We start from the raw sequence: 6,057 nt of genomic DNA, 5'->3' as shown, positions 1-6,057 counted from the left end.
AGGTCGTACTTCAGAGGGGCCAGCAGGTGCTCCCCCAGCCAGCCGGGGGCGCGGCGCAAGCCGGCGGTCGGCACGGCGACCAGCCCGGCCACCACGCCCCTCAGTCCAGACGGGGGGAACAGCACCGGCGTTTAAATGGGAGCGGTAGGCCCGGCCGGGGGCCGCCAGGCCCGACGGGTGTGGCGGTTGCCGGCCCGCGCCCGGCACTACCTTCAGGTGGAAGCGCTGCGGATCGCCTCAGGCAGCGGCGCGCTCCTGCCGGTCTGCGTATCCATCCAGACCACCACCACGTTGCCGTCGGAATACAGCTTCGACGCGTCCTGCTGGTCGACGATGCGGTGGCCGATGGTCACGCTGCTGTTGCCCAGGCGCTCGACGAACAATTCGACCACGATGTCGTTGGGCCACACGATCGGCAGCCGGTAATTGACGTTGGTCGCGGCCACGACCGGGGCGATGCGGTCGGTCATCGACACGCCGTCCACGCCCAGCATCCAGCGCACGCGCGCTTCTTCCAGGTAGGAAATGTACTTGGCGTTGTTGACGTGGCCCATGCTGTCCATGTCACGCCAGCGCACGCTGATCGGGATGCGGGCCAGGATCTTGTGTTCGCTGCTCATCAGGCGTCCTTCTTCTTCGACGTGCTCTTGCTGGCCTTGCCGGTGCTCTTGGCGGCCACGGCCTTCTTCGCCACCTTGGCCGGCTTCTCGGGCTTCACCTTGCGCGGCGGGCGGGCGTCGGGCTTGTTGGCCACGGCGGCCGGCTGCTCGGGGCGCGCGCTGGTGGAGGGCAGCATGCGGGCCAGGAACTGGCCGGTATACGACTGCGGGCAGGCCGCCACGTCTTCCGGCGTGCCGGTGACCAGGATGGTGCCGCCGCGGTGGCCACCCTCCGGACCCAGATCGACGATCCAGTCGGCGGTCTTGATCACGTCCAGGTTGTGCTCGATCACCACCACCGTGTTGCCTTCGTCGCGCAGCTTGTGCAGCACGCCCAGCAGCGCTTCGATGTCGTGGAAGTGCAGGCCGGTGGTCGGCTCGTCGAGGATGTACAGGGTGCGGCCGGTATCACGGCGCGACAGTTCCTTGGACAGCTTCACGCGCTGCGCTTCGCCACCGGACAGCGTGGTCGCGCTCTGGCCCAGCTTGATGTAGCTCAGGCCGACGTCGACCAGCGTTTCCAGCTTGCGTGCAATCGACGGCACCGGCTCGAACAGCTTCAGCGCATCCTCGACGGTCATTTCCAGCACGTCGTTGATGTTGAAACCCTTGTACAGGATCTCCAGCGTCTCGCGGTTGTAGCGCTTGCCGTGGCAGACATCGCACGGCACATACACGTCCGGCAGGAAGTGCATCTCGACCTTGATCAGGCCATCGCCCTGGCAGGCCTCGCAGCGGCCACCACGCACGTTGAAGCTGAAGCGGCCCGGCGAGTAGCCGCGTGCACGCGCTTCGGGCACCTGTGCGAACAGTTCGCGCAGGGGAGTGAACAGGCCGGTGTAGGTGGCCGGGTTCGAACGCGGGGTGCGGCCGATCGGCGACTGGTCGATGTCCACCACCTTGTCGAACAGGTCCAGGCCATCGATCTCCTTGTACGGGGCGATCGGGTGCGAGGCGCCGTTGATCTCGTTGGCGGCCAGCGAGAACAGGGTGTCGTTGATCAGGGTCGACTTGCCGGAGCCGGACACACCGGTCACGCAGGTCAGCAGGCCCGACGGAATCGCCAGGTCCACGCCCTTGAGGTTGTTGCCGCTGGCCCCGCGCAGGTGCAGGGTCATCTTCGGGTTCGGCTTGTGCCGGCGCGCCGGGATCTCGATCGCGCGCTTGCCCGACAGGTACTGGCCGGTCAGCGAGCGCGGTGCCTCCAGGATGTCCTGCAGGGTGCCCTGGCCGACGATCTCGCCGCCATGCACGCCCGCGCCCGGGCCGATGTCCAGCACGTAGTCGGCCAGGCGGATCGCGTCCTCGTCATGCTCGACCACGATCACCGTGTTGCCGAGGTCGCGCAGGCGGGTGAGGGTGCCGAGCAGGCGTTCGTTGTCGCGCTGGTGCAGGCCGATCGATGGTTCGTCGAGCACGTACATCACGCCGACCAGGCCGGCGCCGATCTGGCTGGCCAGGCGGATGCGCTGCGCCTCGCCACCGGACAGGGTGTCGGCCTTGCGCTCGAGGGTCAGGTAATCCAGGCCCACGTCGACCAGGAAGCCGAGGCGTTCGCCGATTTCCTTGACGATCTTCGCGGCGATCTCGCCGCGCCAGCCCGGCAGGCTCAGCTCGCTGAAGAACTTCAGCGCCTCGTCGATCGGCAGCACCACCAGCTCCGGCAGCGGGCGGTCGGCCACGAACACATTGCGTGCAGCCTTGTTCAGGCGCGCGCCATGGCATTCCGGGCAGGGTTGTTCGCTGATGTACTTGGACAGCTCTTCGCGCACCGCCGGCGATTCGGTTTCCTTGTAGCGGCGCTCGAGGTTGGGAATGATGCCCTCGAAGCGATGCTTGCGCTGGGTGCGGCCACCGGCTTCGGTGAAGTAGGTGAAGGTGATCGCTTCGTCGCCGCTGCCGTACAGCACGGCCTGCTGCACCTTGTCCGGCAGCGAGTTCCAGGCCGCGTCGACATCGAACCGGTAGTGCTTGGCCAGCGAAGCGATCAGCTGGAAGTAGTAGGCATTGCGGCGGTCCCAGCCGCGCACCGCACCGGCGGCCAGCGACAGCTCGGGGTGCACCACCACGCGCGAAGGATCGAAGAACTCGGCCATGCCCAGGCCATCGCAGCCGGGGCAGGCGCCCATCGGTGCGTTGAACGAGAACAGGCGCGGCTCCAGTTCCGGCAGCGAGTAATCGCAGACCGGGCAGGAGTATTTGGAGGAGAACAGGGTCGGCGCGGTTTCCGTGTTGTCCAGGCTCTGCACCGACGCCATGCCGTCGCCCAGCTTCAGCGCGGTCTCGAAGCTCTCGGCCAGGCGCTGCTTGATGTCCTCGCGCGGGCGGAAGCGGTCGATCACCGCCTCGATGGTGTGCTTCTGGCGCAGCGCCAGTGGCGGCACCGCGTCGATCTCATGCAGCTCGCCGTCCACGCGCACGCGCACGAAGCCCTGCGCACGCAGCTGGTCGAATACCTGCGCGTGCTCGCCCTTGCGGTCGCGGATGACCGGGGCCAGCAGCATGTAGCGCTGTTCCGGGTCCAGGGTCAGCACCTGGTCGACCATCTGGCTGACCGTCTGCGCTTCCAGCGGGTAGCCGTGGTCCGGGCAGCGCGGGGTGCCGACGCGGGCGTACAGCAGGCGCAGGTAGTCGTAGATCTCGGTGATCGTGCCGACCGTCGAACGCGGGTTGTGCGAGGTCGACTTCTGCTCGATCGAGATCGCCGGGGACAGGCCCTCGATGTGGTCCAGGTCCGGCTTCTCCATCACGCTCAGGAACTGGCGCGCATAGGCCGACAACGACTCGACATAGCGGCGCTGACCTTCTGCATAGATGGTGTCGAACGCCAGCGAGGACTTGCCCGAGCCGGACAGGCCGGTGATCACGATCAGCTTGTCGCGGGGCAGGTCGAGGTCGAGGTTCTTCAGGTTGTGCGTCCGCGCGCCGCGGATGCGGATGAAATCCATCGCCATGGGGGATCCGGTTGTGGGGGCGTTGGCTGGGTGCCGGGCCAGCAGGGAACGGCAATCGGTCAGCCTACCGAGGTGACCAGATGGGGGCAATGGGCGACAATGCCAGCCCGGTGTCTCACCTTGTGAGACGGGCCGACAGCTTTGTGTAGAGCCGAGCCATGCTCGGCTGCCTGGACCCCGGACCGTTCAGCCGGGCATGGCGCGGCCCGGCAGGGCCCGGCCTCCAGGCCCTCCAGGGGTTGACTTGACCCGCGCCCGATGATCTGCGTACAATCCCGCTCCTGTCCGCCCTCGATGGCGGCAGCTCAGACCACAATAACTACAGAGGAAGGCCTGGTCATGTACGCAGTACTGGTCACCGGCGGTAAGCAATACCGCGTGGCGCAGGGCGAAAAGCTCCGCATTGAAAAGCTCGAAGTCGAAGTCGGCAGCGAGATCAAGTTTGACAACATCCTGATGCTGGGTGACAGCGACGGCGTGAAGCTGGGCGATGCGCTGAAGGGCGCTGCCGTCACCGCCAAGGTCCTGTCCCAGGGTCGTGCTGACAAGGTCCGGATCATCAAGTTCCGTCGCCGCAAGCACCACATGAAGCGTCAGGGTCACCGTCAGTACTACACCGAAATCGAGATCACCGGCATCGCCGGCTAAGCATCAGGAGAAGCAGTCATGGCACATAAAAAGGGCGTAGGCTCCTCGCGCAACGGTCGCGACTCCAACCCGAAGTACCTGGGCGTCAAGATCTTCGGCGGCCAGGCCATCGAAGCCGGCAACATCATCGTGCGTCAGCGCGGCACCCAGTTCCACCCGGGTTCGGGCGTTGGCCTGGGCCGTGACCACACCCTGTTCGCCCTCGTGGACGGCAAGGTGGAGTTCTCGGTCAAGGGCGCCAAGAAGCGTCGCACCGTCAGCATCGTCTCGGCCGACGCCTGATCCAGGCATCGCCGGCACCCGTGCCCCGGCATGGGAGTGCTGCATGAAGAGCCCCGCTTCGGCGGGGCTTTTCGTTAGAGTTGAAGCAAGACCGGCTGGGCCGGGTTGCCGGCCCACGGCCGGCATGACATTCAAGGTGGCGGCCAGCAGGCCGCGCCCATCGCAGGCATCGAAACAATGAAACTGGTAGACGAAGCAGAAATCGAAGTGTTCGCCGGCAACGGCGGCAACGGCTGCATTGGCTTCCGTCGCGAGAAGTTCATTCCGCTCGGCGGCCCGGACGGCGGCGACGGCGGTGCGGGCGGCAGCGTGTACATCCGCGCCGACGAAAACCTGAACACCCTGGTGGACTTCCGCCATGAGCGCATCTTCAAGGCGCAGCGCGGCGAGAACGGCATGGGCCGCCAGGCCTATGGCAAGGGGGGCGAAGATCTGACCATCACCGTGCCGGTCGGCACCGTGGTGATCAACGTCGCCACCGATGAAGTCATCGGCGACCTGACCCAGCACGGCGATCGCCTGCTGGTGGCCAAGGGCGGTCGTGGCGGCCTGGGCAACATGCACTTCAAGAGCTCGACCAACCGCTCGCCGCGCCAGGCGTTGCCGGGCGAGCCGGGCGAGGAGCGCACGCTGAAGCTGGAGCTGAAGCTGCTGGCCGATGTCGGCCTGCTGGGCTTCCCCAACGCCGGCAAGAGCACCCTGATCCGCGCCGTTTCGGCGGCGACGCCAAAGGTGGCTGATTACCCGTTCACCACGCTGTACCCGAACCTGGGCGTGGTGAAGGTGGAGAACCACCGCAGCTTCGTGATCGCCGACATTCCGGGCCTGATCGAAGGCGCGGCCGATGGCGCCGGCCTGGGCGCGCAGTTCCTGCGCCATCTGCAGCGCACCCGCCTGCTGCTGCACCTGGTGGACATCTCGCCGATGGAAGGTGGCGTGGACGGCATCTCGCCGGTGGAGCAGGTGCGTGCGATCGAGCGCGAGCTGGAGAAGCACGACCCGGAACTGCTGAAAAAGCCGCGCTGGCTGGTGCTGAACAAGGCCGACCTGATGTTCGAAGACGAGGCGCAGGCCGCGGCCGAGCAGATCGTTGCCGAGCTGGGCTGGAAGGAGCCGTGGTTCCTGGTCTCCGCACTGGGGCGCGAAGGCACCTTCCCGATCATGAGCCGGATCATGGCCTTCTTCGATCGCCAGAAGGAAGAAGAGCAGGAAGCCCGCGACGCGCAGTAATGCTGTTGTGGTTCCATGCGAAAAACCCGGCTTCGGCCGGGTTTTTTTGTTCCCCGGTAGTGGGGGCCCCCCCCCGCCCCCCCCCCCCCCCCCCGCGCCCCCCCCCCCCCCCCCCCCCCCCCCCCCCCCCCCCCGCCCCCCCCCAAAAAAAAAAAAACCCCCCCCCGCGCCGGGTGTTTTTCGCGACCCCCCAACCCCGCGGGGGGCCCCCCCCGCAGCCCGGGCGGGGCTGGCGTTTTGGTGTTGTTAGTTGGGGCGTTTTTGGTGGAGACACTTTATTTTTT

At 66.7% G+C, this 6,057-nt stretch carries 5 protein-coding genes; 3 read left to right on the top strand and 2 right to left on the bottom strand.

Features of this window, described 5'->3' with window-relative positions:
- Window positions 1-212 precede the first annotated feature (212 nt).
- A complete protein-coding gene (locus WDC87_RS21580; protein WP_061480767.1) occupies window positions 213-620 on the bottom strand; it encodes a thioesterase family protein in 408 nt (135 codons plus the stop codon).
- Window positions 620-3,613, bottom strand: coding sequence for an excinuclease ABC subunit UvrA (uvrA, locus tag WDC87_RS21575; protein ID WP_061480766.1), 2,994 nt, complete (start codon window positions 3,611-3,613; stop codon window positions 620-622). The genes WDC87_RS21580 and uvrA overlap by 1 nt, the downstream gene beginning before the upstream one ends.
- 339 nt (window positions 3,614-3,952) lie before the next feature.
- Between uvrA and rplU the strand changes: the two genes are divergently transcribed.
- The 3 genes from rplU to cgtA all read left to right on the top strand — a co-directional run bounded on the left by rplU (window position 3,953) and on the right by cgtA (window position 5,773).
- Entirely contained in the window at window positions 3,953-4,261 is a 309-nt protein-coding gene (rplU, locus tag WDC87_RS21570) for a 50S ribosomal protein L21 (RefSeq protein WP_005408557.1), read from the top strand.
- Between the two features lie 18 nt (window positions 4,262-4,279).
- Window positions 4,280-4,543, top strand: a complete 264-nt coding sequence (gene rpmA / locus WDC87_RS21565) for a 50S ribosomal protein L27 (protein WP_005415704.1) — start codon at window positions 4,280-4,282, stop codon at window positions 4,541-4,543.
- Window positions 4,544-4,720: 177 nt separating this feature from the next.
- Entirely contained in the window at window positions 4,721-5,773 is a 1,053-nt protein-coding gene (cgtA, locus tag WDC87_RS21560; RefSeq protein ID WP_065196548.1) for an Obg family GTPase CgtA, read from the top strand.
- Window positions 5,774-6,057 lie beyond the last annotated feature (284 nt).

Source organism: Stenotrophomonas maltophilia group sp. Smal12, from assembly GCF_037079935.1.
GTDB classification, from domain to species: Bacteria; Pseudomonadota; Gammaproteobacteria; order Xanthomonadales; family Xanthomonadaceae; genus Stenotrophomonas; species Stenotrophomonas sepilia.
The sequence above is the reverse complement of the archived record's forward strand: the minus strand, read 5'-3'. Positions and strand labels throughout refer to the sequence as shown.